Raw genomic sequence first — 25,194 nt, 5'->3', positions numbered from 1 at the left:
GAGGATTCGACACCCCGAGCCTAACGGCTCAAGGCGAGCAACGCCGCTCTCCCTTTTTCAACAATGACCGGGACATCCCCCTATGCAATGGCCGCTTGAAACTGCAAATTCCTGTGCTAGGATCGCAACATCAGGGGTCATATGGGGTGGATTCGAACATGATGCATGCCGGTCAGGAAAACAGGCAGATGGTGACCCGCCTCGGGGGACGTGCGCTGTGGCGGACGCCGGTTCTCGCCCAATTCGACATCGCGGCGCATACCGAGTTCACCAACTGCGGCACCGGGGACGACGACGTCATCTGCCAGAGCGACGCTTCCTGATCCAGGTTCATATCCCTGTTGGCCGGCGGAAGATCACATGATGTCGCCCTTTTCGGGGTGCTATCGCCTCGATTCGGAATGGCCATCCGCCACACCTCGCCTGCTCGGCGCACAGCGCGATGTCACTGCCGGGAGCCGGGTTTTCGAGATGGGACCGGTACAACTGGCAGCCGCCGCCACCGGTACCAGCCGCGACGGCGGCAGCCTGCTGGCTGTGCATGGTCGGATCGACAATGCCCATGATCTGGCCGCCAGCCTGACACCGGACGGCCTGCCCCGGCATGACGCATCCCTTCTTCTTGCGATGATCAGGCACCGGGGGCCGGACGAACTGGCCCGCTGCCGCGGCGCATTCGCACTGGCTTTCCGGGACGAGGGCAACGGGCGCCTGCTGCTCGCCGCGGACCCGCTGGGCCGGCGGACAGTGTTCCACGCCCGGATCGGGGGCCTTCTGGTCTTCTCGTCCCGCTTGCGCACCCTGCTGGCCCTGCCCGGCCTGCCGCACGACCTTGACGACGGCTATCTGGCGGCCCTGCTGTCCGATGTGGTGCCGGAACCCGATGCCACGCTTTATGCCGCCATCCGGCGTGTGCCGGCCGCCTCCACGATGACCGTCGGCGCCGATGGGACACTGGCCGTGCATCGCTACTGGCAGCCCGACTGGGGCCGCCGCATCCGCCATGCCCGCGACGAAACCTATGTGGAGGAAGCACGCGCCCTGCTGGACCAGGCTGTGGCGCGACAGTTGCGTGGCCCCGGCCCCGTGGTCTGTGAATTGAGCGCAGGTCTTGATTCCGGCGCCGTGGCGGCCACCGCCGCCCGTCTGCGCGCACCCGCCACCATCCATGCGCTGACCCTGGCACCACCCGACGATGCGCCGCGGTTCAACCATCCCACCATCATCTCCGACGAGCGGCCGGGGGCCGCCGCCGTGGCCGCCCTTCATCCCAATATGGTATGGGAAGCGGTGTCACCACGCGGGCTGCGCGCGTTCGACCACGATCCCCGGCATGTTTTCCTGACCATGTCGGGGCCTGCCCGGAATGTCATGAACATCGGCTGGTTCGCCTTCTTGATGGACCGCGCCCGCACACTGGGTGCCCGCGCGGTGCTGGGCGGAACGCTGGGCAACATGACCTTGAGCTGGAACGGGCACAGCGGGCTGGCCACCATGGCGCGGCGCGGAGACTGGACGAGGCTCTGGCGGGAAGCCTCCGCCCTGGGCCGGGCGACCGGCCAATCGACGGCCGCCGTGCTGCGCCGCCGTGCGCTGAAGCCGCTGCTGCCGGCCCGCCTGCAATCCCGCCTGGATGATTATCGCGGACTGCCGCGGCCAGCGGCCGAGCGTTTCGGCGCCATCCATCCGGACTTCGCGCGCGACACCGCCATCAATGAGCGGCGCCTGGAGATGGGGCACGATTATCCGGGCTGCACCGAAACCATGCGGCGGCGCTGGCTGGGCCGGATCCAGACCCTGCCGCCCTTTCTGGACCCGATCGGCGAACTGTACGGGGTGGAACTGCGTGACCCCACCGCCGACCTGGATCTGCTGGAATTCTGCTTCGCCGTTCCGGATGAACAATATATGCGCGGCGGCACCAACCGCTGGCTGGCCCGGCGGGTGCTGGCCGACCGGCTGCCGCCGGACGTGCTGAACGAAACGCGGCGCGGCTTCCAATGCCCGGAATTCCTGCACCGTATGACATTGCAGCGCGATCGGATCGTCGAAGAGGTGGAGGCGCTGGACCGCTCGGCCCTGGCATCGCGCGTGCTGGACGTGGCCCGCATGAAACGGCTGGCGGCCGATTGGCCCACCGATGCGGCCTCGACCAACTTCGGCGAGTATGGCGCCACCCTGTATCGCGGATTGCATGTCGCACGGTTCCTCCGCTGGATCGAGGGAGGAAACGGATAAGCCGGTCCCCGTGTCATCGGGGCCGGCGACGTCCGCAGCGTCGCCAGCAACCAGCCCTACCCTTAATGAGAACACCGGCGCCACCCGCGTCCGCTTCCTGCGCAGTGCGGTCTACCGACCGCCGCGCAGCCGGGCACGAAGGCTCGCCGGCCCGCCCCGACGTCGGCTTATTTAAAGGCTTTAATCAACGCAGCCCCTTAATTAAAATAATCCAGTTTTCTTATTTAAGGACGGATCGATGCCCGCAGATCCGCGCAGGCTGGGCCATACGGTCGACACCATCATCGTCGGCGAGCGGGTGCGTGCCTTCGTGCCGCCGCCCTTGCCACCGATACCGCCGATCGACCCGCTGCCGCTTCTGCCCCTGCTCGGGCGGGCCGATCGTGCCTTGGGCCGGCTCGATGGCGTGGCATCGACCCTGCCCCGGCAGGAATTGCTGCTCTATATGTATGTCCGCAAGGAGGCCGTGCTGTCATCTCAGATCGAGGGCACGCAGTCGACCCTGACGGATCTGCTGCGTTACGAGCTTTCCGCTGAGGCCGGGGCGCCGATCGACGACGTCCGCGAGGTCTCGAACTATGTCGACGCCCTGATGTATGGGATGGAGCGTCTTCAATCCTCATCCTCTGTCCCTGCGCCTGATCCGCGAACTTCACGCCCGGTTGCTGCGCAGCGGCAGGGGCCAGTCTGCGTCACCTGGTGACGTCCGCCGATCACAGAACTGGATCGGCGGCACCCGGCCGGGGAATGCGATGTTCGTGCCGCCCCCGGTCGACCGGCTGCCCGATTGTCTCGATCAGTTGGAGCGGTTCATCCATGCCGAAGACGACCTCCCGCCGCTGATCAGGGCCGCCATGCTGCATGTGCAGTTCGAAACAATTCATCCGTTTCTGGATGGCAACGGACGGGTGGGCCGCCTGTTGATCACCCTTTATCTGCTTCAAGCCGGCGTACTCGCCCAACCCCTGCTCTATCTCAGCCTTTACCTCAAGGCCAATCGCCCGGCCTATTACCGGCATCTCCAGTCGGTGCGCGAAAACGGTGACTGGGAAAGCTGGATCGCGTTTTTCCTGACCGGCATCGCCGAGACTGCCGAGCAGGCCTGCCGGGCGGCACAAGGCATCATCGATCTTCAGCGCCAGGACAAGGACCGGGTCACCGCCGCGATCAACAACGCCGGTTCAGCCCTGCGGATTCTGGATGTGCTGCGCCAGACGCCATTCGTGACGGCGGCAAGCGCCGCACAGGCGGCCGCGATCTCCACACCCACCGCCAATTCAGCCCTCGCCCAGTTGGAAACCATCGGGCTCGTCCGCGAGGTCACCGGCCGCAAGCGCGGTCGGGTCTTCGCCTATGATGCGCTGATGGCGATCCTGTCGGAAGGCACCGAACCGATCGGCAATTGACGGGCCGGCGGGGACAGAGTCAGACATAACCCGGCGCATCGGCGTTCACCACCAGCATGCGCGCCAGCATATCGGCCATCTGGGCGCGTTCGTCCTGGCTGAACATGCGGATCAGGTGGCGTTCGGTGTTGGCGTGGTCGGCCATGGCGACATCGGCCAGGGCCACACCCTTGTCGGTCAGCTCCACGATCACGCCGCGGCGGTCGCTGCGGTCCGAGGTGCGGCGGATCAGCCCATCCTTTTCCAGCCGCAGCAGCAGGTTGGAAATGCCGCCCGACGAGAACAGCATGGTCTGCTGCAATTGCGACGGCGACAGCCGATAGGGCGCGCCTTCCACACGCAGCGTCGCCAGGATCGCATAGGCCGGGTATTTCAGCCCATGGGTGGCCAGCGTCGCGTTCACCGCTTTCAGGATCACCCCCTGCAATCTGAGAACCCGGCCGACCACGGCCTTGCCCGAGGCATCGATGTCCGGTCGCTCACGCGCCCAGCGCGCCATGCCGCGCGCGACGGTATCGAAATGCTCAGGCGCCGTGGCCGTGTGTGTGGGGGCGGCGGCGGTCTCGTCATCATCCAGCGGCGTGGCCGGATTGGTCTGCATCGGTTGGGTCTGCTCCGCGCTCATCCGTGATCCTCGATCCCGATCATAGCCCAGCCGGTCTGCTGGTCGACAGGCATGCATCGCACCCGATGGCCGATCCATGCCCATGAAACCCCCGCCGACCGGGCATTTGGCAGGAGATGCCTCACAAGTTTCTTTCTTGAAAGATAACTGAAAGAGACCTAGGCTTTCAATCGACAGGACGCGTCGATGCGACATAAAGGGCCGCCAGACGGCCCGGGGCCGGGTAATCCGCCCGCCGCAGACGCTGCTTCATGCAGGCCGACACCGATCATGCCGGGAGAGTGAGACCATGGTGACCAAACCGTCCGCCGCCGCCACACAGCGCCGCCATCGCACACGCAATGCCGCCATAACCGCCGCGGTCGCGGCCTGTCTGGCCGCCGCCATGCCGGCCGCGGCATCGGCCGAGGAACTGGTGATCGCCACCTTCGGCGGATCCTTTGCCGAAGACACCAAGACCTGCCATATCGCCGCCTTCGAGAAGGCGACCGGCGCCACAGTGGCGATGAAGGTCGGCTCGTCGGTGCAGCATGCGGCGGCGATCCGCGCCATGGGTGGCCGCAGCCAGTTCGACGTCGCCTATATGGACGACTCGCTCGCGACCCAGCTTGCCAATGAAAAGCTGTTGAGCCCGATCGACGCGGCAAAGCTGTCCAACGCCGCCGATCTGATCCCCGGCGCCTTGACCGATGGCGGCCGTTTCGTGGTGTTCATGCTGGGCGCCACGGCCCTTGCCTACAACCCCGAGATGATGCCCGAGCCGCCGACATCGTGGAGCGACCTCGCCGATCCGAAATGGGCCGGCAAGATCGCGCTTGGCGACATCACCGGCACCTCGGGCATGCAGTTCCTGCTGGCGCTGAACAAGATGCATGGCGGCACGATCGACAATGTCGATCCGGGCATTGCCGCCGCCAAGGCGCTGGCGCCGTCGGTGGTGACCTTCTACACCCAGGCCGACCAGATCGTGTCGCTGTTCGAACGCGGCGAAATCGCCATGGCGCCCTGGTATCCCGACCGGGTCGGCTCGGCCGCCGACAAGGGCGTGAAGGTGGCTGTGGCCTACCCTAAGGAAGGCGCCGTCGGCATCCGCCCGACACTCAGCGTTCCCGAGGGCGCGCCCCATCCCGATCTGGCGCATAAGTTCATCGATGTGGTGCTGTCACCCGAAGGTCAGGCCTGCTTCGCCGAACGCAAATATGCCGGACCGGTGAATACCAGGGTCGAGCTGTCCGACAAGGTGGCGGCAATCGTGCCGACCGGTGAGGCGCGCGACAATCTGTGGTTCCCCGACCCGCAGGCGGTGGCCGAGAACCTGCCCAACTGGACCCGGCGCTGGCAGCGTGAAGTGACCCGCTGACCGCCATCCGCGACACGGTTCTGTGATCGCTGTGCTTGAACCGCAGGCGCCCCCGCCTCCCTCCCCCCTGGGCGGGTATCGGCAGCCGCGGTTCCAGGCGGTGGCGGAGACGACGGGGATGCGCCCCCCGGCATCCCCGTGACCGGCCGGTCCCTCCCCCCGGCCGCTCCGCCACCCGCCTCCCCATTTCGGACCCGCCTCCCCTCTTCGAATAGGGCATTATGGCCAAGCTCACCATCGACCGTCTCCACAAGCGCTATGGCGACAGCGACGTGGTGCGCGACGTCTCCATCAGCGTTGCCGATGGCGAATTCGTCTCGCTGCTGGGGCCGTCGGGCTGCGGCAAGACCACCATCCTGCGCATGGTGGCCGGGCTGATCGAGCCCAGCGGCGGCCGCATTCTGGCCGACGACGAAGACATCACCCGGGCGCCGCCGCACAAGCGCCGGATCGGCCTGGTGTTTCAGTCCTATGCCCTGTTTCCGCATCTGACCGTGGCCGAGAACGTGGCCTTCGGCATGAAGCGCCAGGGCGTGCGCGGCGCCGAACTGGCCGGCCGGGTGAAAGAGGTGCTGGCGCTGGTGCGGCTGGATCATCTGGCCGGGCGCTATCCACGCCAGATGTCGGGCGGTCAACAGCAGCGGGTGGCCATCGCCCGCGCCGTGGCGCCGCGCCCGCGCATGCTGCTGTTCGATGAACCGCTGTCCAATCTGGATGCCCAGCTCCGCGACGAGATGCAGATCGAGCTGAAGCGGCTGCAGGGCCGGCTTGGCATCACCAGCCTGTTCGTCACCCATGACCAGTCCGAGGCGCTGTCGCTGTCGGACCGGGTCTGTGTGCTGGCCCATGGCGTGATCCAGCAATTCGATGCGCCCGAGGCGATCTATGCCCGCCCGGCCAACGGCTTCGTCGCCAGCTTCATCGGCCGCCCCAACCGCCTGTCGGGCCAAGTCGACGCCACCGGCGAAGCCGGCCGGGTGCGGATCGGACCAGCGCTGACGCTGCGCGCCACCCATCCGCAGGCCCCGGTCGGCGCCGCGGCCGAGGTCATCATCCGTCAGGAAGCCATCCGGATCAGGCCGGCCTCCGCGTCGCCGCAAGGTGATGACGACATCCCGGGGATCGTCGCCTTCCGGTCGTTCACCGGCGCGCGGGTGCAGTATGTGGTGCGGCTGGCGGGCGACGTTGAAATCATCGCCGAGACATCGTCGGCCGGGCCTGAGGCCGGCCTTGTCCCCGGTGCGCCGGTGGTGCTGTCGATCGATCCGGGTCAGGTCTTCGTGATGCCGGCGGCCACCACCGCCACGGAGGGGGCGCCATGATCATCCGCCGCCGGACCGGTGCCGCTCTGATCTCGCCGCTGGCGCTGGTGCTGATCGCCTGTTTCGCGGCACCGATCATCCTGATGCTGCCGACCAGTTTTCGCGAATATCTGCCGGGCATGGGCATCACCCCGGGCTCGTGGACGATCGACAATTACGCCCAGATCATCCTGGACGATTACTACCGCGAGGTGGTGTGGCGGACCTTCGGCCTGGGATTGCTGGTGACGGCGATCGCGCTGGCGATCGGCTATCCGCTGGCGCTGATGATCGTGCGCGGCCCGGAACGCTGGCGGGTGCCGCTGATCCTGCTGGTCGTGTTTCCGATGATGCTGAACCTGGTGGTGCGGTCATTCGGCTGGATCGCGCTGCTGGCCAATCGCGGCCTGCTCAACAACCTGTTGATCGACCTGGGGCTGATCGACACGCCACTGAAGCTGATGTTCAACATGACCGGCGTGGTCATCGGTCTGGTCCATATCTATCTGCCGTTCATGGTGCTGATGCTGGTGGCGGCGATCCAGGCGGTGCCGCGCGATGTCGAGGCCGCCGCCTCGACCCTCGGCGCCGGCCGCATCCGCAGCTTCTTCATGGTCACCCTGCCGCTGACCGCGTCCGGCATCCTCGCCGGATCGATCCTGGTCTTCGTGCTGACCATCAGCGCCCTGGTGACACCGCGCATGCTGGGCGGCGCCACCTATCGGGTGCTGGCAACCGTGATCTATGACGAATACATGCAGCTTCTGAACTGGCCGGGCGGTGCCGCCCTCGCCTTCGCGCTGACGCTGGCCGCACTGGTCATCGTCTGGGCGTCGGGCCGGCTGGCGAAGCGCTGGGGAGGCATGGCATGACCCTGGCACCCGGACGGATCGTGGCGATCATCGCGGTTCTGGTGGTGATCTTCCTGCAGGTGCCGGTGATCGTCACCATGCTGGCCGCGGTCAGCACCACGTCTTATCTCACCATCCCGCCGCAGGGCCTGACCCTGCACTGGTTCGCCGAGGTGTTGAGCGACCCTGAATACCTGAAGGCGATCCGGCTCAGCCTGATCCTGGCGGTGTCGTCGACCACGCTGTCGCTGGTACTAGGCGTCGCCGCCGCCTGGGCGATCCATTCCCGCGCCCTGCCGGGATCGGAGGCGATCGCCTCGTTCCTGATGGCGCCGCTGGTGTTCCCCTCGGTCGTGATCGGCGTCGCCCTGCTCCAATATGTCAGCCTGCTCCGGCTCTATGGCGGCACCGGCGTGCTGATCGCGGCCCATGTCGTGATCACCGTGCCCTATATCGTGCGCGCCGCCCTTTCAAGCCTGGGCGGTGTCGACCGGTCGCTCGAAGAGGCGGCGCGGGTGCTGGGCGCCACCGGTTTCGAGGCCTTCCGCCTGGTGACCCTGCCGCTGATCCGCCCCGGTCTGGTCGCGGGCGCGCTGTTCGCGCTGGTCACCTCGCTCGACAACGTGCCGGTCACGATCTTCCTGCTCGCCCCCGGCCAGCAGACCCTGCCGGTGCTGATCTTCTCGTCGGTCGAACACGGCGTCGATCCCGGCGTCGCCGCCATCTCGACGATCATGATCATCCTCACCGGCCTGATCCTGCTGATCGCGGAACGCCGCACCGGTTTCCACCGCTTCGTCTGATCGCCTGAATCATCCTGTGTTGCCCGGCCCTTTCCTGACGGAATCCGATCCCATGTCCTGTCATCCCGATGGCTTTCCGCTGTTCCTGACCTTCGACCTCGACGCCGAGACCATGTGGACGGCGCGCGATCCCAACAACGCCAACCGGCCGATCCTGATGTCGCAGGGCGCCTATGGCTGGAAGGTCGGCATCTGGCGGATCCTCGACCTGCTCGACCGCTATGGCATCAAGTCGACCTTCTTCGTGCCCGGGCTGGTGATGGAACAGCGCCCGCAAGTGGTGGAGGCGCTGCTGGAGCGCGGCCATGAAATCGCGCATCACAGCTGGAGCCATGCCTGGATCGTCAACCTCAGCCCTGAACAGGAGCGTGAGGAAATGGAACGCGGCATCGAGATCATCAAGCGGATGACCGGCCGGGCACCGCGCGGCTGGCGCTCGCCCGCCGCCGAGTTCAGCGCCATCACCATGGATCTGCTGGTCGATTACGGCTTCGACTATTCGTCGAACTTCTTCGACGATGACAGCCCCTATCTGCACAGCCACAAGGGCCGGCCCACAAAGCTGGTGGAGCTGCCCTTCCGCTGGGTTCTGGATGACGCGCCGTTCTTCCAGTATTCGATCGTCCTGCCCGGCCGCACGCTTCAGGCGCCATCGGCGGCGCTGGAGGCCTGGACGCTGGAATTCGACACGCTTTATGCCGAGGGCCGGATGATGATGCTGGGCATGCACCCCCAATTGATCGGTCAGCCATCGCGGCTGACGCTTCTGGACGGCATCATCAAGCATGCATTGGCGCATAGCCGCGTCGTGATCGGCCGCTGTGACGAGCTGGTCGATGCCATGCGGCCGGGGCTGGAGGCCGCGCGGCCATGATGACCGGGCGCCGGGTGCTGGTGACCGGCGGCGCCAGCGGTATCGGCCTTGCCTGCACGGCCATGCTGGCCGCGCGCGGGGCGCATGTCGCCGTGCTTGATCGCGACGCGGCGGCGCTGGCAGCCCTTGCCCTCGACCGCGTCACCGGCCATCAGGCGGATGTGGCCGACAGTGCCGCGGTTCTGGCGGCGGTCGATGCCGCGGCGGCCGCCATGGGTGGCATCGACGGCGTGGTCTGTGCCGCCGGCATCGATCATGAACAGCCGCTGGACCGGATCGACGATGCCGGCTGGGCGCGGTCGATCGGCGTGAACCTGACCGGACCGATGCTAACCGCGCGGGCGAGCCTGCCGCATCTGCGTGCCGCCGGCGGAGGCGCCATGGTGTTCGTGTCCTCGGCCGCCGGCCTGATGCCGATCGCCGGCCGGGCGGCGTATTGCGCGGCCAAGGCCGGCCTGGTGATGCTGGGCAAGTCGCTGGCCATGGAACTGGCCGCCGACGGCATCCGGGTCAACAGCATCTGCCCCGGCGCCATCGACACTCCACTGTTCCGCACATCCTGGGAGCCCCGGCCCGATCCACAGGCGGCGCTGGAGCGTATCCGCGCCCGCTATGCCCTGGGCCGGATCGGCACGCCCGACGAGATCGCCGGCGCGGTGCTGTGGCTGCTGGGGCCCGAGGCCGGCTATGTCACCGGCATCGCGCTCGCCGTCGATGGCGGCCGCAGCTTTCACTGATCGCGAAAGGCTTGAAGGCGATGCAGCGGTTTTCCGACAGGCTGGTGATCGTCACCGGTGCCGCCAACGGCATCGGTGCCGCGACCGTGCGCCGCTTTCTGGCGGAAGGCGCCAGGGTGGTGGGTGTCGATCTGGATGGCGAGGGGCTGGCCCAGGTGTTCGCCGGCGCCGGTGACCGGGGGTTGGCGGTCGCCGGCGACTGCACCGATCCGGCCGTGCTGGGCCGGGCCTATATCATGGCCACCGACCGCTTCGGGCCGGTCGACGTGCTGTTCAACAATGTTGGCCAGAGCGCGCGCGAGCGTGCCGGCCCGTTCCATGCCTCGGAAGAAGGCGTCTGGCGCTTCGTGCTGGAGATCAGCCTGATGACCACCCTGCGCATGACCAGGCTGGTCCTGCCGGCGATGCGCGAGCGCGGCCAGGGCCGGATCGTCAACATGTCGAGCGATGGCGCACTCGCGGGCGATGCCGGCATTGCCGATTATGCCGCCGCCAAGATGGGCGTGATCGGCTTCACCCGGGCCGTGGCGCGCGAGAACGCCGCCCATGGCATCACCGTCAACGCCGTGGCACCGGGCGCCATCGCCACCCGCGCCCATGATCGGCTTACACCCCAGGTGGTGGAGCGCATCAAGGCCGCGACGCCGGCCGGCTATGTCGGCACGCCCGACGACGTGGCCGGCGTGGTCGCCTTCCTCGCCAGCGACGACGCCCGCTACGTCACCGGCCAGACGCTGCTGATCGATGGCGGCCGCTGGATGCTCTGATCGCCGCCGCACGTCGCCACCGTAACGACAGGAACCGCAGATGCCCCGCACCGACACGTCTTCTGGCACCGACCTCACCGCCATGACCGCCCGTGACCTCGCCGCAGCCATCCGCAGCCGCGCGATGTCGCCGGTGGAGGTGACCGAGGCGGTGCTGGCGCGGATCGAGGCACGGGCCGATCTGAACGCCTTCATCACCGTCACAGCCCGGGAGGCACGGGCCGAGGCGCGCGCCGCCGAGGCGCTGGTGATGGCGTCCGACGATCCGGCATCGCTGCCGCCGCTGCTGGGCGTGCCCTATTCGGTGAAGGATCTGACCGCCACCCGGGGCGTGCGCACCACCATGGGATCGGCGATCTTTGCCGACAATGTGCCGGGTGAGGATGCGGTGGCCGTGGCCCGCGCCCGCGCCGCCGGTGCAATCCTGATCGGCAAGACCACCACACCGGAATTCGGCCACAAGCAGGCGGCGGATGCGCCGATCTTCGGCCGGACGCTGAACCCGATCGACCCCACCGTCACCTGCGGCGCGTCCAGTTCCGGTGCCGCCGTGGCGGTGGCCGCCGGCATGGGGCCGATCGCGCTTGGCACCGATGGCGGCGGCTCGATCCGGATTCCGGCCGCCTGCTGCGGCATCGTGGGGCTGAAGGCGACGCTGGGCCGCATTCCGCATCTGGCGCTGCCGGATCTGTTCGCGGCCAATTCCTTCGTCGGGCCGATGGCCCGCGACGTGGCTGATACCCGGCTGCTGTTCGATGCCATATCCGGGCTGGATGCCCGCGATCCCTGGGGCCAGGGCGCCCTGCCGGCCGAGCGGCGGATCACCACTCTGGAAGGGCTCAAGGTCGCCTATCTGCCGCGCTGCGGCACACGGGTGGACCCGCGGGTTCTGGCGGCAACCGATGCCGTGATCACCCGCATGGCCCAGGCGGGCGCCCAGATCCACGAGATCGAGATCGATTTCGCCGCCGAGGAACGACATTTCCTGGTGGTGCTGCAAAGCGGGCTCGCGGCACGCGTCGGGCCGCATCTGGCCCGGTTCCGCGACCGCATGGACCCGTCGCTGGTGATGACGATCGAAAAGGGGATGGCCCATTCGGCGATCGACTTTCAGGCCGCCGCCGCCGCCCGCACCGCCATCTTCACCCGCATCCAGGCCGAGCTGTCACGCGCCGACGTGATCATCTCGCCCACCCTGACCGCGCCGCCGCTGCCGGTCGATCAGGATCCCAACGGCATCGTGACCATCGATGGCGAGCCCGCCGGCACCATCCGTGGCGCCTGGTATCCTTATACCTTCCCGCTGAACCTGACCGGCCATCCGGCCCTGTCGATGCCCTGCGGCACCACCCCCGACGATCACCTGCCGATCGGCTTGCAGATCATCGGCCGCTGGCATGACGACCACTTCATCCTGGACGTGGCCGGGCTGGTGGAGGCGCTGGACGGCCCCAGGGCATAAGCCCAGGGCCGCCGGCTCAGCCCCGCTTCGGAATGCCGCCGCGGGCGAGCGCGTCGGCGCGTTCGTTCTCAGGATGGCCGTCATGACCACGGACCCATTGCCAGTCCACCTTGTGGGCACGGGCCAGTTCGTCCAGTTGCTGCCACAGATCGGCGTTCTTCACCGGCGCCTTGGCCGCGGTCTTCCAGCCATTGCGCTTCCAGCCGTGGATCCATTTGGTGATGCCGTCGCGGACATAGGTGCTGTCGGTCCAGATCCGGATCGTGGTCGGGCGCTTCAGCGCGCGCAGCGCCTCGATCGCGGCCATCAGCTCCATGCGGTTGTTGGTGGTCTGGGCCTCGCCGCCGTTCATCTCGCGCTCAAGTTCGCCCCAGCGCAGCACCACGCCCCAGCCGCCGGGGCCGGGATTGCCGGAACAGGCGCCGTCGGTGAAGGCTTCCACGATCCGCTTCGGCGGCACCGTGTCTCCGGCGGTGGCGGCGTCAGTCAAGGCCATAGGCTCCGGGACCGGTGACGCTGCGGTGAAAGCGCAGCTTGTGGAGATATTCCAGCGGATCCTTGGGCTTCACCAGCGCCCCCTCGACACGGTTGAGCCAGTCATGGGCGCGGGTGAGCAGAAACCGCATCGCCGCCCCTTCCGCCAACAGCGGCAGGCTGGCGAGTTCGGCGTCTGAAAACGGCCGGACCGCGCGATAGGCGCCCAGCATCAGCCGCGCCTTGGTGATGTTGAACTGCCCGTCCGGCTCGAAGCACCAGGCATTGATGCAAATCGCGATTTCATAGGCGAAGGCATCGGAACAGGCGAAATAGAAGTCGATGATCCCCGAGACCCGGTCGGCGCGTTCATAGAACACGTTGTCGGGAAACAGATCGGCATGGATGGTGCCGGAAGGCAGATCATGCGGCCAATCTGCCGCCAGTGTCGCCATGCTGGCCGCGACCTCACGCGACAGGCCCGGCGTGATCTCGTCGGCGCGGGCCCCGATGCCGCCGGCCAGGCTCTGCCAGCCGGCCAGCGCCAGGGTGTTCGGGCGGTGCATCGGAAAATCGGCGGTCGCCAGGTGCAGTTCCGCCAGCGCCGTGCCCAGCGCCCGGCAATGGGCGGGCACGATCCGGGTGGGGCCACGGCCGGGCAGGAAGGTGAAGATCGCCGCCGGCTTGCCGGCCAGTTCGGCCAGCGCGCGGCCCTGGCGATCCTGCACCGGCTGCGGGCAGCGGATGCCGCGACGGGTCAGGTGATCCATCAGCCCCAGAAAATACGGCAGATCCGCCGGATCGACCCGTTTTTCATAGACGGTCAGGATATAGCGCCGGCCACCGGCGGCCAGAATCCAGTTGGAATTCTCCACCCCCTGCTGAATCCCGGCCAGTCCCTGGAACGGCCCGATGTCATAGCCAGCCAGCAGCGCCCGCATCTCGTCGTCGGCGACCGCCGTGTAAACCGCCATCTCAGGCCCCCTGCATCATCGTGTCACGCGTACCGGCCGCAGGCGTCACCGGTTCAGATCCGGCGGCAGCTTGAACACCACGCCCTCCTCGGCCGTGACCACCCGCTCGATCACCACCGGGCCGCGGGCGCGGAAGGCCGCGATCACCTGCTCGACCAGAATCTCAGGGGCCGAGGCCCCGGCCGAGATGCCGATGCGGGTGACACCGGCCAGCCGGTCCCAGTCGATCTCGTCCGCGGTCTGGATCAGCCGGGCATTGGCGCAGCCCGCAGACGCCGCGGTCTCCACCAGCCGGCGCGAATTCGACGAATTGGGCGCGCCGATCACCAGCACCGCCTGAACGCTGGCCGCGATCTGCGCCACCGCTTCCTGACGGTTGGTGGTGGCATAGCAGATATCCTCGCGCTTCGGCCCGGCGATATCGGGAAAGCGCCGGCGCAGCACCGTGACGATGCCGGCGGTGTCGGCCACCGACAATGTGGTCTGGGTGGCATAGGCCAGCGGCAGACCGCCCTTGGCCGGCGCATAAGCCTCGGCATCGGCCACGGTTTCGATCAGCTCGACCGCGCCATCGGGCAACTGACCCATGGTGCCGATCACCTCCGGATGGCCGCGATGGCCGATCAGCAGCACATGGCGGCCGTCACCATGATGGCGTTCCGCCTCGCGATGGACCTTCGAGACCAGCGGACAGGTGGCATCGATCGCCAGCAGCTTACGGCGGGCGGCCTCCAGCGGTACCGCCTTGGGCACACCATGGGCCGAGAAGATCACCGGCACGTCGTCGGGCACCTCGTCCAGTTCCTCGACGAACACCGCGCCCTTGGCCACCAGATCCTGCACCACGGTCTTGTTGTGGACGATTTCGTGACGAACGTAAACCGGGGCGCCGAACCGCTCGATGGCCCGCTCGACGATCTGGATCGCCCGGTCGACGCCGGCGCAGAAGCCGCGCGGCTCGGCCAGGACCAGGGTGACGGGGGCCGCCGCAGGGGCGGCGGTCGGGGAGGCGGGGTTGACCACCTGGGTCATCGCATCGACGCTCCGGATCAGGATGGGGCCGGACCTTGGCGGCCGGTCGCTCATGAGGGGCGCAACCCGCCGGTCGGGCGGTTCCGGTCGGGCGCGTCACGGGCTCAAGGGTGCGGTATGGCATGCCGGGCCTTGAAGTTCAACACCATGCGCCCGCAGCGGCGCCCGGCCCGGCGCATCGACGGAGGCTTGCCGCAGCCTTGCCACGGCCGTTACACTTATGCGTGCCTACGGTCCATATATCACAACTCTTGCGCGCCACATCACGTCAGGCGGCTCTCTGCGGGCGTGACAGCTTTATGCGGGCGTGACATGGGGCCGTAGCAGCATCGAATGATCGCCGGCCCACCGGCGACGACATCGTGTGAACCGGGCGACCGCATGGGCCAGGCCCTGGCGGCGCCCAATGGGGATGACTGACCAGATGACGACCGAACCGATCATGGAACCGGTGGTGGCCCAGGCCGAGCCCTATGAGGTGGTGGTGACGGCAGGCCGCACCTATTGGTGGTGCTCCTGCGGCCTCAGCAAGAAGCAGCCCTTCTGCGACGGCACCCACAAGGGCACCGGCCTGTCGCCGCTGGCCTGGAAGGCCGAAGAGGACGGAACCGCCTGGTTCTGCGGCTGCAAGAAGACCGGCGGCCATCCGATGTGCGACGGCAGCCATAACGGTCTGTGACCGTCATCATCGCAATCGTGACCGGACCCGTGTCATGAGACGAGGCAGACACGCGCGGGCGGCGGCATTGCGCGCCCGCGCGGCGTCGCTATACAGTGGCGCATATCTGCACGCCCATGCGGCAACGATCACGGAGCGCTTCGTCGTGGCACAGCCCAATTCCGCGTCCGGTCCCGGGACCACCCTGAAGACCGGCGGCCGCGGCCGCCGCCGCCTGCTGGGCGCCGCCGCGATCGCGCTGGCGGCCACCACCGCCGGTTGCGGCGCCTTCAGTCGCGCCGAACCGCCGGTCTGTCCGCGGGTGGTGGTGCTGCGCGAAACGTCGCAGGCGGTTCAGATCGTGCCCGGCGCGACCGACGTCACCGGCGTGCGTTTCCTGGGCCGCATCGCCGATGCGCAATGGAACTGCGACGCCGATACCGATGACGGCCGGCGCTATATCGACGTGGCGCTGACCCTGGTGATCGATGTCGAACGCGGCCCCGCCGCCCCCGGCGACACCGGCACAGCCTTCGACTATTACGTCGCGGTGACCGATCGCGACCAGACGATCCTGAACAAGCAGGTCTTCCGCTCGGACCTGCCGCTGCCGGCCGACCGGCTGAAGGCGGCGGCACAAGAGGAACTCAGCATCCGCGTGCCGCTGACGGCCGGCACCTCGGGCGCCGATTACGCACTGATGGTCGGCTTCCAGCTCAGCCCCGAACAGCTGGAATTCCAGCGCGGCCATGCGCGCGCGGTGCGCTGATGACCACACGCCTCGTTCGCTGACAGGGACGTGCAGAACAGCCGGGACGTGCAGGACAGATTGTGCGGTGCCGACGCCTCGTGTATCTTGGGGGCGCTCGGAGGCTACGTGACAGTCGAACCCTGTGGGAGAGCGCGATACCGCACCCGGCCCTGAACGGCCGGGGGTGATGTGGCATTGCCGCCGAAGGAGCAACCGGCCCCGGTAAACTCTCAGGCACCAGGGACCGCAGGGGAATGTCACTCTGGAAAGCAGGCGTCGCAATCGATCGCGGCGCCTCACCGAAGGGGTAAGTGCACCGGCGACCTCACCGCGCGGATCGTCCGCGCGGCGGGACTTGCCGACCGCACAATCTTTCAGGTCCGAAGACAGAGCGGGGTCATCTCCGGGGACGGAACGGCAGGGATGCCGGCACCGGACCTGGGAGATGCGCGGCCGCTTTCCTGTTTGACGGAGCGACCTGATGTCCGGCACGGACAAGACCGCCGTATCGCCTGCCACCCATGCACCCGATCCCGAGACGTCGACCGCCGATGCCGATGTCGCGCGCACACCGCTCTACGACCTGCATGTCGCCCTCGGCGGCAGGATGGTGCCGTTCGCGGGCTATCTGATGCCGGTCCAGTATCCCGATGGCATCAAGGTCGAACACCTGCACTGCCGCGCCGCGGCCGGGCTGTTCGATGTCAGCCATATGGGTCAGGCGCGGATCACCGGCCCCGATGCCGCCGCCGCCCTGGAAACCATGGTTCCGGGCGACATCACCGGGCTCGGCACCGGGCGGATGCGCTATACCCAGCTCACCACCCCTGAGGGCGGCATCCGCGACGACCTGATGGCGACGCGGTTCCAGACCCATGTCTTTCTGGTGGTGAATGCCGCCTGCAAGGCCGATGATTTCGCCCATATCGCCGCCCATCTGCCCGCCGGCCATGCGCTTGAGGTGCTGGACGACCGGGCCTTGATCGCGGTGCAGGGGCCGGCGGCCGAAGCGGTGCTGTCGGCTCATGCCCCGGATGCGGCGGCGATGACCTTCATGTCGATGATGGCGCTCGACATCGCCGGCACGACATGTCTGGTCAGCCGGTCGGGCTATACCGGCGAGGATGGCTATGAGATTTCGGTTCCCGCCGACCAGGCCGATGCCCTGGCCCGGCTGCTGCTGGCCGATGACCGGGTGAGGCCGATCGGGCTTGGCGCCCGCGACAGCCTGCGTCTGGAAGCCGGGCTTTGCCTCTATGGTCATGACATCGATCTTGTCACCAACCCGGTCGAGGCCGGGCTGGGCTGGTCGATCGCCAAACGCCGGCGGGTGGCCGATGCCGGCTATCCCGGCGCCGCGGTGATCGCCACGGCCTTCGCCGACGGCCCCGCCCGCCGCCGTGTGGGCCTGCTGCCCGACGGCCGGGTGATCGCGCGGGAAGGCACCGCGGTTCTGGATGGCAACGGCGCCACCATCGGCCATGTCACCAGCGGCGGTTTCGGCCCCAGCGCCGACGGCCCGATCGCCATGGCCTATATCCGCGCGGATCTGGCGGCGGCCGGCACGGCTGTGTCGCTGGATATCCGTGGCAAGGCGCGACCCGCGACCGTTGCCGCCATGCCCTTCGTGCCGCACCGCTACAAGCGCTGACGATATCGGCCGCGCCCGCCGGCGCGCCCGACCGCCGCAATGCATGCCCCCGCGCCCACAGAACACCACCCCGCCCCACCAGGGAACAGCGAGTTTTCTCATGAGCACTCGGCACTTCACCAAAGACCATGAATGGATCGACCTCGACGGCGAGGTCGCGACCATCGGTATCACCGATTACGCCCAGGGCCAGCTTGGCGATGTGGTGTTCGTCGAACTGCCCGAGGTCGGCCGCACGCTTGCCGCCGGCGACGACGCCGCGGTGGTCGAATCGGTCAAGGCCGCATCCGACGTCTATGCGCCGATCGACGGCGAGGTGGTTGCCGGCAACGAGGCGGTGGTCGACGACCCAAGTCTGGTCAACAGCGACCCCGCCGGCGAGGGCTGGTTCTTCCGCATGCGCGTGACCGATGCGGGCCAGTTGGACGAGTTGATGGATGAAGACGCCTACGCGGCCTATATCGCCGGGCTGGAGTGACATCATGCGTTATCTGCCGCTGACCGGAGCCGATCGCGCGGAGATGCTCCGCGTGGTCGGGGCCCCGGCGATCGATGCCCTTTATCGTGACGTACCGGCCGGCATGCTGCACGGCACCGACGCCTTCGACCTTGCCGACGGCAAGGGCGAGTTTCAGGTCGAGCGCGAGATGCAGGCCTATGCCCGCGCCAGCCGCTCGGCCGGCGACGGCCCGTTCTTCGTGGGCGGCGGCCTGTATCGCCACCACGTGCCGGCCGCCGTCGACCATCTGATCCAGCGGTCGGAATTCCTGACCGCCTATACCCCCTATCAGCCTGAAATCGCCCAGGGCACCTTGCAGACCCTGTTCGAGTTCCAGACCCAGGTGGCGTTGCTGACCGGCATGGACGTGGCCAATGCCTCGCTCTATGACGGCTCGACCGCCGCGGCCGAGGCCGGAATGATGGCGGTGCGCATCACCCGTCGCAACAAGGTGGTGGTGGCCGGATCGGTGCACCCGCATTACCGCGCCGTGGTCCGCAATCAACTGGGCTTCGCCGGCATCGAGGTCGATCTGGCCCCGGCCGATCCACGGGCCGAGGACGACATCATGGCCCGGGTCGATGCCGGCACCGCCGCCGTCATCGTCCAGAACCCCGGCTTCTTCGGCCATGTCAGCGACCTGACGACGCTGGCCGACGCTGTCCACGCCAAGGGCGCGCTGCTGGTGGTGGCGGTGACCGAGGCGGTGTCGCTGGGCGCGATCGAAAGCCCCGGCGCCATGGGCGCCGACATCGTGGTCGGCGAGGGCCAGAGCTTCGGCAACATGCTCACCTTCGGCGGCCCCACCGTCGGATTATTCGCCACCCGGTCGAAATTCCTGCGCCAGATGCCGGGCCGGCTGTGCGGCGAAACCGTGGATGCCGATGGCCGCCGCGGCTTCGTGCTGACACTGTCGACCCGCGAGCAGCATATCCGCCGCGACAAGGCGACCAGCAATATCTGCACCTCGGCGGGGCTCTGCGCCACCGCCTTCACCATTCATGTGGCGATGCTGGGTGAACAGGGCGTCACCCATCTGGCGGCGCTGAACCATGCCCAGGCGTCGCTGGCCGCCGACCGGCTGGCGGCGGTGCCGGGCGTCACCCTGGTGAATGACAGCTTCTTCAACGAGTTCACCCTCGATCTGGGTCGACCATCGGCCCCGGTGGTCCAGCGTCTGGCCGATCGCGGCATCCTGGCCGGCATCGCGCCCGCGACTCTGGATGGCGTGGAGGGCGATGCCGACCGTCTGGCCTCGCTGCTGGTGGTCGCCGTCACCGAACTCGTCACCGAGGACGACGTCGAGGCCCTGGCCGCAGCACTTGCAGAGGAGTTGGCGGCATGACCGCGATCGATCGTTCGCAGGGCCGCGTCGCGCGTGACACTGCCGACGCCGATGCCTCGATGGTCCCTGAGACCGAGACCGGCAACCGGGCGCTTCAACTCGAAGAGCCGCTGATCTTCGAACAGGGCACCCCCGGGCGGATCGGCGTGGATCTGCCGCCGGTGCCGGCCGCCACCAGCCGGCTGGGCGGCACTGCCCGCAAGGGCGCCATCGGCCTGCCCGACCTGGCGGAGCCGCAGGTGGTGCGCCATTTCGTGCGCCTGTCGCAGAAGAATTATTCCATCGACAGCGGCCTGTTCCCGCTGGGCTCGTGCACCATGAAGTACAATCCGCGCCTGAATGAAAAGGTGGCACGGATGCCGGGCTTCGCCGATCTGCACCCCCTGCAGCCGGTGTCGACCATCCAGGGTGCGCTGGGTGTGATGGCCGAGCTGTCCGACTGGCTGATGCGGCTGACCGGCATGGCCGAGATCACACTCGCCCCCGCCGCCGGCGCCCATGGCGAGCTGGCCGGGCTGATGGCGATCCGTGCCGCCCACGTCGCGCGCGGCGATGCCCGCAAGCGGGTGATCGTGCCCGACAGCGCCCATGGCACCAACCCGGCATCGGCGGTGCTGTGCGGCTATACCGTCGAGAGCATCCCCGGCACCGAGGACGGCCGGGTGGATGTGGCGACGCTGAAGGCGGCGCTCGGCCCCGATGTCGCGGCCGTGATGCTGACCAATCCAAACACCTGCGGGCTGTTTGAACGTGATGTCCGCGCCATTGCCGACGCGGTGCACGAGGTGGGCGCCTATTTCTATGGCGACGGCGCCAACTTCAATGCCATCGTCGGGCGCGTGAAGCCGGCCGAGCTTGGCTTCGACTGCATGCACATCAACCTGCACAAGACCTTCTCCACGCCGCATGGCGGCGGTGGTCCGGGCTCCGGCCCGGTGGTGTTCGCGGAAAGCCTGGCGCATGTCGCGCCGGGGCCGCGCATCGGCAAGGCGGATGATGGCAGCTATACCGTCGATGCCGTGCCGGGTGGCGGCGCCGTCGGCCGGCTGAAGGCATTCTTCGGCCAGATGGGCATGTTCACCCGCGCCCTCGCCTATATGAAAAGTCTGGGCCGCGACGGGCTGCACACCGCATCCGGCGATGCGGTGCTGGCGGCCAATTATCTGATGGTGCGGCTGTCGGACGAGATGAGCCCGGCCTTCGACGGCCCGGCCATGCATGAATGCCTGTTCGACGACAGCTTCCTGGATGGCACCGGGGTCAGCACGCTCGATTTCGCCAAGGCGATGATCGACGAGGGCTTCCACCCGATGACCATGTACTTCCCGCTGGTGGTGCATGGTGCGATGCTGATCGAACCGACCGAGACCGAATCGAAGCAGGCGCTGGACCAGCTGGTCGATGCGCTACTGTCGCTGGCCCGGCGCGCCAAGGCCGGCGAGGCGGCGATGTTCCACGCCGCCCCCCGTTACGCGCCGCGCCGCCGCCTGGACGAGACGTTGGCGGCCCGCAAGCCGATCCTGCGCTGGACACCGCCGGTGGATGCCCGCGCCGCCGCCGAGTAGGATGGTACCAGGCACATCGCGTACCAGTCAGGCCGTACCAGTCAGGCCTCGTCACACACTCCCCCGTGTGACGAGGCCTTCGACATTTCAACGGGTGCCGAACAGCCGGTCGCCGGCATCGCCAAGGCCAGGGCGGATATAAGCATTCTCGTCCAGGCAGCGGTCGACAGCGGCCACATAGACCGGCACCTGCGGATGGGCACGGGTGAACACCGCCAGCCCTTCGGGTGCCGCGATCAGGGCCATGAAGCGGATCTGCTCGTCAGCCACGCCATGACGGTTCAGCACATCGACCGCATGCACCGCCGAATTGCCGGTGGCCAGCATCGGGTCGACCAGAATGAAGGTGCGGCCCTCGGCCTTTGGCAGCTTCACCAGATATTCCACCGGCTCCTTGGTGTTCTCGTCGCGATACAGCCCGACATGACCGATGCGCGACGCCGGCATCAGCTCGGTCAGCCCGTCGGCCATGCCGAGCCCGGCGCGCAGGATCGGCACCACAGCGACCTTTTTGCCCTCGATCACCGGTGCCGCCACCCGTTCCAGCGGTGTCTCGATCTCCTCATGGGTGATCGGCAGGCTGCGGGTGATCTCGTATCCCATCAGCAGGGCGATTTCGCGCAGCAATTGGCGGAAGGTCTTGGTCGAGGTGGCAAGATCGCGCATATGGCTGAGCTTGTGCAGGATCAGCGGATGGTCCAGCACGTGCAGGTTTGGAAACCGCGTGGCGAAATCCCGGTCAGAGCCGGCATGGGCGTCGGTGGCGGCGGTCTCGGTCATCTGGGCTCCGCGACGTGGTGGCGATGGTGGGGCGATAGACGATGGCCGGCAACGCAGAGCGCCGCCGGCCATCGGTCAGACTAGCAGAAACGGTCGATCAGTCAGAGCCCGGATCAGAGCTGGCCAAGCAGAGTGTCGGCATCGCTGACCTCGAAGGCCCCGCCCTTCTCGACATTGAGGTGCTGAACCACCCCGTCCTTGACCAACATCGAATAGCGCTGCGAGCGCAGGCCCATGCCGAAGCCCGAGCCGTCGAGGGTCAGGCCGACCGCCTTGGTGAAGTCGCCATTGCCATCGGCCAGCAGCCGCACGCTGCCATCCACCGACTGCGCCTTGCCCCAGGCGCCCATGACGAAGGCGTCATTGACCGAGATGCAGACGATCTCGTCGACACCCTTGGCCTTGAAGGCATCGGCCTTTTCAACGAAGCCCGGCAGGTGACGAGCCGAGCAGGTGGGGGTGAAGGCACCCGGCACCGCGAACACGGCAACCGTGCGGCCGCCGAACAGCTCGTCGGTGCTGATCTTGGCCGGGCCGTCCGCGGTCATTTCCACCAGCGTCGCTGCGGGAATCTTGTCGCCGGTCGTGATCGACATCTGTCGCTCTCCTGGTTGCTGTCTGTCACCCGCCGGCCGGTTCTTGACGTGATCACCGGCAGCCGGCCGGGTCCGACCACATTTAAGGCGCGATCGGGTGACAGGTGCAAGCGCGGCTTGCGCTGTCAGCCGCCGGAGGTGCCAGGGGTCGCCGCCGCGCGCGCGATCGCGCCGGTCACGGCATCCGCGGTCAGCAGTTCCGGCAGCACCAGCCCCTGCGGTGCCGCCGGACCATAGACCACGTTGAACGGAATGCCATAGCGGCCGAAGCCTTCCAGATAAGCGGAAATCGCCGGATCGGGCCGGGTCCAGTCGGCCTTCATCGCCACCACCGCCGGATCGGCGATGCGGCTGGCGACCGGGTCGACCGTCAGCACCCGTTGCTCGTTGACGATGCAGGTTACACACCAACTGGCGGTGACGTCGACGAACACCACCCGTCCGGCCGCGACCTCGCCGGCGATGATGTCGGGCTGGAATGGCACCCAGGGGCCATCGGCCGCCAGCGCCTGAAAGCCGCGCGCCGCCGGCGGTGGCGCCAGAACCGCAATCGCAATCGCCGCGGTCGCAAGCCCAGCCACGCCCGCCCAGCGCAGCAGCCGCGCCTTGGCGATCACCGCCGGCAGGGCGGCGGCCAGGGCCGCCAGCGCCACGACGGCGGCGGCCGGCCCTGGCCCCACCAGATCGGCCAGCACGAAGCCCAGCCAGATGGCGGTGCCGGCCAGCCCCAGCCCCATGGCGGTCTTCACCCACAGCATCCAGCGCCCCGGACGCGGCAACAACCGGATCGCCGCCGGCACCGCCGCGATCAGCAGATAGGGCAGCGCCATGCCGATGCCCAACGCCAGGAACACCGCCAGGATATCACCGGTGCCGCCGGCCAGCGCGAAGCCCAGCGCGGTGCCCACGAACGGTGCCGAACAGGGGGTCGCCAGCAGGGTGGCGACCACGCCGCTGATCAGCGCCTGCCCGGGCCGGGGGCCGCCTGTACCCACCGCCTCGCGCGCCAGGCCGCCCGACAGGGTCGGTGCGCGGATGGTGAAGGCACCAAGCTGCGAGGCCGCAAACAGCGCCATGGCCAGGATCATCAGGCCGATGAACACCGGCTGCTGGAACTGGACGCCCCAGCCCACGGCGATGCCGGCGGTCTTCAGGCCCAGCGCCAGCGCCGCCAGCGCCAGGAATGACAGGATGATGCCGGCGGCCGTGGCCAGCAGGCTGATGCGGACATGACCGCGGCTCAGCCCCCGCGCCGCCACCAGCCCCATCAGCTTGATCGACAGCACCGGCAGCACGCAGGGCATGATGTTCAGGATCAGTCCCCCGGCCAGACCGATCAGCACCGCCGCGATCAACCCGCCTTCGGGGCCGAGCAGGGTTGCCGGTGCCGGCACCACCTGTGCCGTGGTCTCGACAGCGTGCAGGGGAGCCACGCGCGGGGTCGACACATCGGGCCGCGGGTCGACCAGGGTCAGGCGCAGGGTTTCGCCCAGCAGCCGGGCATCGGCCGTGGGCGGCAGAACCTCCGACACGAAGCGCGCCGTGTGCCCGTCGCCCAGAAGGCGCCGTTCGGGCGGCGTGAAGGCAAAGCCATCCGGCCCCTCGATGAACACATCGGCATCGGCGCCAAAGCCCTCGGCGCTTTTCGCCTCGACCACCAGCCGCGCCGGCCGGTCCGCGCGCGCATCGACCAGCCCCGCCGACACCGCCGCGAACGGGCTGGAGACCGCATCGGCCACCACCGGCGGCACCCGTGCCAGCCCGGCATCGACCAGCGCCCGCGCCTCATCTGCGGTGCGGTCCAGCGGATCGGCGGCACCTGAGGGCGCATCGAGCGCCAGATCGGCGCGCACCGGAATGCACAAGGCCTCGCAGACCTGATAATCCACGGTCAGCCGCAATGGCGCTTCCGCGCTCTGGCGCAGACGCACCGGCAGCAGCACCCGGTCGGCATAGGCATAGGTGTGGATGGTGTCGAAGGCGGTGAAGCGTTCCGGCAGCGGCCACAGAATCCGGGCATCGCCGACCTGCGGCGACGCCGTGGTATCGATGGCTGGCGGCAGGCCGGCATCGCCGGGCGAGCGCCAATACAGCTTCCAGCCCGGTGCCATCCTGAAATCGAGCCCGGCCATGACCGCACCCGCCGCCGCGCCGCCGCCCGGGACGGGGGGGGCCACCACCAGACGCACCGCCGATTGCGGCCCTTCCACCCAGGGGCCGAGCCAGCCGCGCGGCACCTCGCCTGCCGAGGTTCCGGTGCCGGATGCAATACCGGTCTGCACGTCGCCGCTCTGCGCGGCATTGGCCAGAACCGCCGACACCAGAATCAGCACCACCAGCAGCACCAGCGCCATCAGCGCATGCCATGGCCGGATGCGCTGGCCGCGGCGGCGCACGGCGGGACGGTTTGGCGGAACGGGTCGGGTGCTGGACATCGGCTGGCGG

The 25,194-nt window shown here is 68.1% G+C and carries 23 protein-coding genes, 1 pseudogene and 2 riboswitches; of the genes and pseudogenes, 17 read left to right on the top strand and 7 right to left on the bottom strand.

The annotated features are described in order from the left end of the window. The 3 genes and pseudogenes from IEW15_RS25930 to IEW15_RS13390 form a co-directional block, all read left to right on the top strand. A partial coding sequence (locus tag IEW15_RS25930) for a hypothetical protein (RefSeq protein WP_229708082.1) occupies positions 1-323 on the top strand: 323 nt, incomplete at its 5' end. Between the two features lie 148 nt (positions 324-471). Next, positions 472-2,238 carry an asparagine synthetase B family protein gene (locus IEW15_RS13395; protein WP_188578685.1) on the top strand — a complete coding sequence of 589 codons (1,767 nt, stop codon included), beginning with the start codon at positions 472-474 and terminating at the stop codon, positions 2,236-2,238. Positions 2,239-2,476: 238 nt separating this feature from the next. After that, positions 2,477-3,644: pseudogene (locus IEW15_RS13390) on the top strand (Fic family protein). 19 nt (positions 3,645-3,663) lie between these two features. Here IEW15_RS13390 and IEW15_RS13385 read toward each other — a convergent pair. Continuing rightward, a complete protein-coding gene (locus IEW15_RS13385; RefSeq protein ID WP_229708079.1) occupies positions 3,664-4,245 on the bottom strand; it encodes a MarR family winged helix-turn-helix transcriptional regulator in 582 nt (193 codons plus the stop codon). 313 nt (positions 4,246-4,558) lie between these two features. Here IEW15_RS13385 and IEW15_RS13380 point away from each other — a divergent pair, with 313 nt between their 5' ends. The 8 genes from IEW15_RS13380 (at position 4,559) to IEW15_RS13345 (ending at position 12,424) form a co-directional block, all read left to right on the top strand. Continuing rightward, a complete protein-coding gene (locus tag IEW15_RS13380) occupies positions 4,559-5,629 on the top strand; it encodes an ABC transporter substrate-binding protein (protein WP_229708078.1) in 1,071 nt (356 codons plus the stop codon). 221 nt (positions 5,630-5,850) lie between these two features. Continuing rightward, entirely contained in the window at positions 5,851-6,951 is a 1,101-nt protein-coding gene (locus IEW15_RS13375) for an ABC transporter ATP-binding protein (RefSeq protein ID WP_188578683.1), read from the top strand. Then, positions 6,948-7,802 carry an ABC transporter permease gene (locus IEW15_RS13370; protein WP_188578681.1) on the top strand — a complete coding sequence of 285 codons (855 nt, stop codon included), beginning with the start codon at positions 6,948-6,950 and terminating at the stop codon, positions 7,800-7,802. The genes IEW15_RS13375 and IEW15_RS13370 overlap by 4 nt, the downstream gene beginning before the upstream one ends. Next, entirely contained in the window at positions 7,799-8,584 is a 786-nt protein-coding gene (locus IEW15_RS13365) for an ABC transporter permease (RefSeq protein ID WP_188578679.1), read from the top strand. The genes IEW15_RS13370 and IEW15_RS13365 overlap by 4 nt, the downstream gene beginning before the upstream one ends. Positions 8,585-8,636: 52 nt before the next feature. Next, complete coding sequence (locus tag IEW15_RS13360) at positions 8,637-9,458, top strand: polysaccharide deacetylase family protein (RefSeq protein ID WP_188578677.1); 822 nt, start codon at positions 8,637-8,639, stop codon at positions 9,456-9,458. Continuing rightward, positions 9,455-10,195, top strand: coding sequence for an SDR family NAD(P)-dependent oxidoreductase (locus IEW15_RS13355; protein WP_188578675.1), 741 nt, complete (start codon positions 9,455-9,457; stop codon positions 10,193-10,195). Before IEW15_RS13360 ends, IEW15_RS13355 begins: the two co-directional genes overlap by 4 nt. A 20-nt stretch (positions 10,196-10,215) precedes the next feature. Next, positions 10,216-10,962, top strand: coding sequence for an SDR family NAD(P)-dependent oxidoreductase (locus IEW15_RS13350; protein ID WP_188578673.1), 747 nt, complete (start codon positions 10,216-10,218; stop codon positions 10,960-10,962). Positions 10,963-11,002: 40 nt separating this feature from the next. Next, positions 11,003-12,424 carry an amidase gene (locus IEW15_RS13345; protein ID WP_188578671.1) on the top strand — a complete coding sequence of 474 codons (1,422 nt, stop codon included), beginning with the start codon at positions 11,003-11,005 and terminating at the stop codon, positions 12,422-12,424. A 16-nt stretch (positions 12,425-12,440) separates the two neighbouring features. On the opposite strand, the gene rnhA is transcribed toward IEW15_RS13345, so the two are convergent. The 3 genes from rnhA to ispH are packed head-to-tail and all read right to left on the bottom strand — an operon-like array spanning position 12,441 to position 14,904. Beyond that, a complete protein-coding gene (gene rnhA / locus IEW15_RS13340) occupies positions 12,441-12,920 on the bottom strand; it encodes a ribonuclease HI (protein WP_188578669.1) in 480 nt (159 codons plus the stop codon). Continuing rightward, positions 12,907-13,872, bottom strand: a complete 966-nt coding sequence (locus IEW15_RS13335; protein ID WP_188578667.1) for a homoserine kinase — start codon at positions 13,870-13,872, stop codon at positions 12,907-12,909. Before IEW15_RS13335 ends, rnhA begins: the two co-directional genes overlap by 14 nt. Before the next feature lie 45 nt (positions 13,873-13,917). Next, positions 13,918-14,904 (bottom strand): 4-hydroxy-3-methylbut-2-enyl diphosphate reductase, encoded by a 987-nt coding sequence (ispH, locus tag IEW15_RS13330; protein WP_188578665.1) that lies wholly within the window; start codon positions 14,902-14,904, stop codon positions 13,918-13,920. A 424-nt stretch (positions 14,905-15,328) separates the two neighbouring features. Here ispH and IEW15_RS13325 point away from each other — a divergent pair, with 424 nt between their 5' ends. The 6 genes from IEW15_RS13325 to gcvPB all read left to right on the top strand — a co-directional run bounded on the left by IEW15_RS13325 (position 15,329) and on the right by gcvPB (position 21,373). Then, positions 15,329-15,583: a CDGSH iron-sulfur domain-containing protein gene (locus tag IEW15_RS13325; protein ID WP_188578663.1), complete on the top strand. Its 255-nt coding sequence runs from the start codon at positions 15,329-15,331 to the stop codon at positions 15,581-15,583. A 34-nt stretch (positions 15,584-15,617) separates the two neighbouring features. Then, complete coding sequence (locus tag IEW15_RS13320; protein WP_188578661.1) at positions 15,618-16,331, top strand: hypothetical protein; 714 nt, start codon at positions 15,618-15,620, stop codon at positions 16,329-16,331. A 115-nt stretch (positions 16,332-16,446) separates the two neighbouring features. Beyond that, positions 16,447-16,570, top strand: a riboswitch (glycine riboswitch). Next, positions 16,571-16,710, top strand: a riboswitch (glycine riboswitch). A gap of 84 nt (positions 16,711-16,794) precedes the next feature. Continuing rightward, a complete protein-coding gene (gcvT, locus tag IEW15_RS13315; RefSeq protein ID WP_188578659.1) occupies positions 16,795-17,964 on the top strand; it encodes a glycine cleavage system aminomethyltransferase GcvT in 1,170 nt (389 codons plus the stop codon). Positions 17,965-18,064: 100 nt separating this feature from the next. Further along, entirely contained in the window at positions 18,065-18,442 is a 378-nt protein-coding gene (gcvH, locus tag IEW15_RS13310) for a glycine cleavage system protein GcvH (RefSeq protein WP_188578657.1), read from the top strand. Between the two features lie 4 nt (positions 18,443-18,446). Then, positions 18,447-19,808: an aminomethyl-transferring glycine dehydrogenase subunit GcvPA gene (gcvPA, locus tag IEW15_RS13305; protein ID WP_188578655.1), complete on the top strand. Its 1,362-nt coding sequence runs from the start codon at positions 18,447-18,449 to the stop codon at positions 19,806-19,808. Beyond that, positions 19,805-21,373 carry an aminomethyl-transferring glycine dehydrogenase subunit GcvPB gene (gene gcvPB / locus IEW15_RS13300; RefSeq protein WP_372402578.1) on the top strand — a complete coding sequence of 523 codons (1,569 nt, stop codon included), beginning with the start codon at positions 19,805-19,807 and terminating at the stop codon, positions 21,371-21,373. Before gcvPA ends, gcvPB begins: the two co-directional genes overlap by 4 nt. A gap of 87 nt (positions 21,374-21,460) precedes the next feature. Here gcvPB and upp read toward each other — a convergent pair whose 3' ends face one another. From upp to IEW15_RS13285, 3 genes are all read right to left on the bottom strand, one after another. Further along, on the bottom strand, positions 21,461-22,153 hold the full coding sequence (gene upp / locus IEW15_RS13295) for a uracil phosphoribosyltransferase (RefSeq protein WP_188578653.1): 693 nt from the start codon (positions 22,151-22,153) through the stop codon (positions 21,461-21,463). 113 nt (positions 22,154-22,266) lie between these two features. Continuing rightward, positions 22,267-22,749 (bottom strand): peroxiredoxin, encoded by a 483-nt coding sequence (locus IEW15_RS13290; protein WP_188578652.1) that lies wholly within the window; start codon positions 22,747-22,749, stop codon positions 22,267-22,269. A 125-nt stretch (positions 22,750-22,874) separates the two neighbouring features. Further along, on the bottom strand, positions 22,875-25,184 hold the full coding sequence (locus IEW15_RS13285) for a protein-disulfide reductase DsbD family protein (protein WP_188578650.1): 2,310 nt from the start codon (positions 25,182-25,184) through the stop codon (positions 22,875-22,877). Positions 25,185-25,194 lie beyond the last annotated feature (10 nt).

The organism is Tistrella bauzanensis (assembly GCF_014636235.1).
Classification (GTDB): domain Bacteria; phylum Pseudomonadota; class Alphaproteobacteria; order Tistrellales; family Tistrellaceae; genus Tistrella; species Tistrella bauzanensis.
Note: the sequence above shows the minus strand (reverse complement) of the source record. Positions and strands in the feature narration are given on the sequence as shown.

Coding starts and splice junctions, on each gene's coding strand:
- IEW15_RS13395 (WP_188578685.1), top strand. CDS start 472: ATGGGACCGGTACAACTGGCAGCCGCCGCCACCGGTACCAGCCGCGAC.
- IEW15_RS13385 (WP_229708079.1), bottom strand. CDS start 4,245: ATGCAGACCAATCCGGCCACGCCGCTGGATGATGACGAGACCGCCGCC.
- IEW15_RS13380 (WP_229708078.1), top strand. CDS start 4,559: ATGGTGACCAAACCGTCCGCCGCCGCCACACAGCGCCGCCATCGCACA.
- IEW15_RS13375 (WP_188578683.1), top strand. CDS start 5,851: ATGGCCAAGCTCACCATCGACCGTCTCCACAAGCGCTATGGCGACAGC.
- IEW15_RS13370 (WP_188578681.1), top strand. CDS start 6,948: ATGATCATCCGCCGCCGGACCGGTGCCGCTCTGATCTCGCCGCTGGCG.
- IEW15_RS13365 (WP_188578679.1), top strand. CDS start 7,799: ATGACCCTGGCACCCGGACGGATCGTGGCGATCATCGCGGTTCTGGTG.
- IEW15_RS13360 (WP_188578677.1), top strand. CDS start 8,637: ATGTCCTGTCATCCCGATGGCTTTCCGCTGTTCCTGACCTTCGACCTC.
- IEW15_RS13355 (WP_188578675.1), top strand. CDS start 9,455: ATGATGACCGGGCGCCGGGTGCTGGTGACCGGCGGCGCCAGCGGTATC.
- IEW15_RS13350 (WP_188578673.1), top strand. CDS start 10,216: ATGCAGCGGTTTTCCGACAGGCTGGTGATCGTCACCGGTGCCGCCAAC.
- IEW15_RS13345 (WP_188578671.1), top strand. CDS start 11,003: ATGCCCCGCACCGACACGTCTTCTGGCACCGACCTCACCGCCATGACC.
- rnhA (WP_188578669.1), bottom strand. CDS start 12,920: ATGGCCTTGACTGACGCCGCCACCGCCGGAGACACGGTGCCGCCGAAG.
- IEW15_RS13335 (WP_188578667.1), bottom strand. CDS start 13,872: ATGGCGGTTTACACGGCGGTCGCCGACGACGAGATGCGGGCGCTGCTG.
- ispH (WP_188578665.1), bottom strand. CDS start 14,904: ATGACCCAGGTGGTCAACCCCGCCTCCCCGACCGCCGCCCCTGCGGCG.
- IEW15_RS13325 (WP_188578663.1), top strand. CDS start 15,329: ATGACGACCGAACCGATCATGGAACCGGTGGTGGCCCAGGCCGAGCCC.
- IEW15_RS13320 (WP_188578661.1), top strand. CDS start 15,618: ATGAGACGAGGCAGACACGCGCGGGCGGCGGCATTGCGCGCCCGCGCG.
- gcvT (WP_188578659.1), top strand. CDS start 16,795: ATGTCCGGCACGGACAAGACCGCCGTATCGCCTGCCACCCATGCACCC.
- gcvH (WP_188578657.1), top strand. CDS start 18,065: ATGAGCACTCGGCACTTCACCAAAGACCATGAATGGATCGACCTCGAC.
- gcvPA (WP_188578655.1), top strand. CDS start 18,447: ATGCGTTATCTGCCGCTGACCGGAGCCGATCGCGCGGAGATGCTCCGC.
- gcvPB (WP_372402578.1), top strand. CDS start 19,805: ATGACCGCGATCGATCGTTCGCAGGGCCGCGTCGCGCGTGACACTGCC.
- upp (WP_188578653.1), bottom strand. CDS start 22,153: ATGACCGAGACCGCCGCCACCGACGCCCATGCCGGCTCTGACCGGGAT.
- IEW15_RS13290 (WP_188578652.1), bottom strand. CDS start 22,749: ATGTCGATCACGACCGGCGACAAGATTCCCGCAGCGACGCTGGTGGAA.
- IEW15_RS13285 (WP_188578650.1), bottom strand. CDS start 25,184: ATGTCCAGCACCCGACCCGTTCCGCCAAACCGTCCCGCCGTGCGCCGC.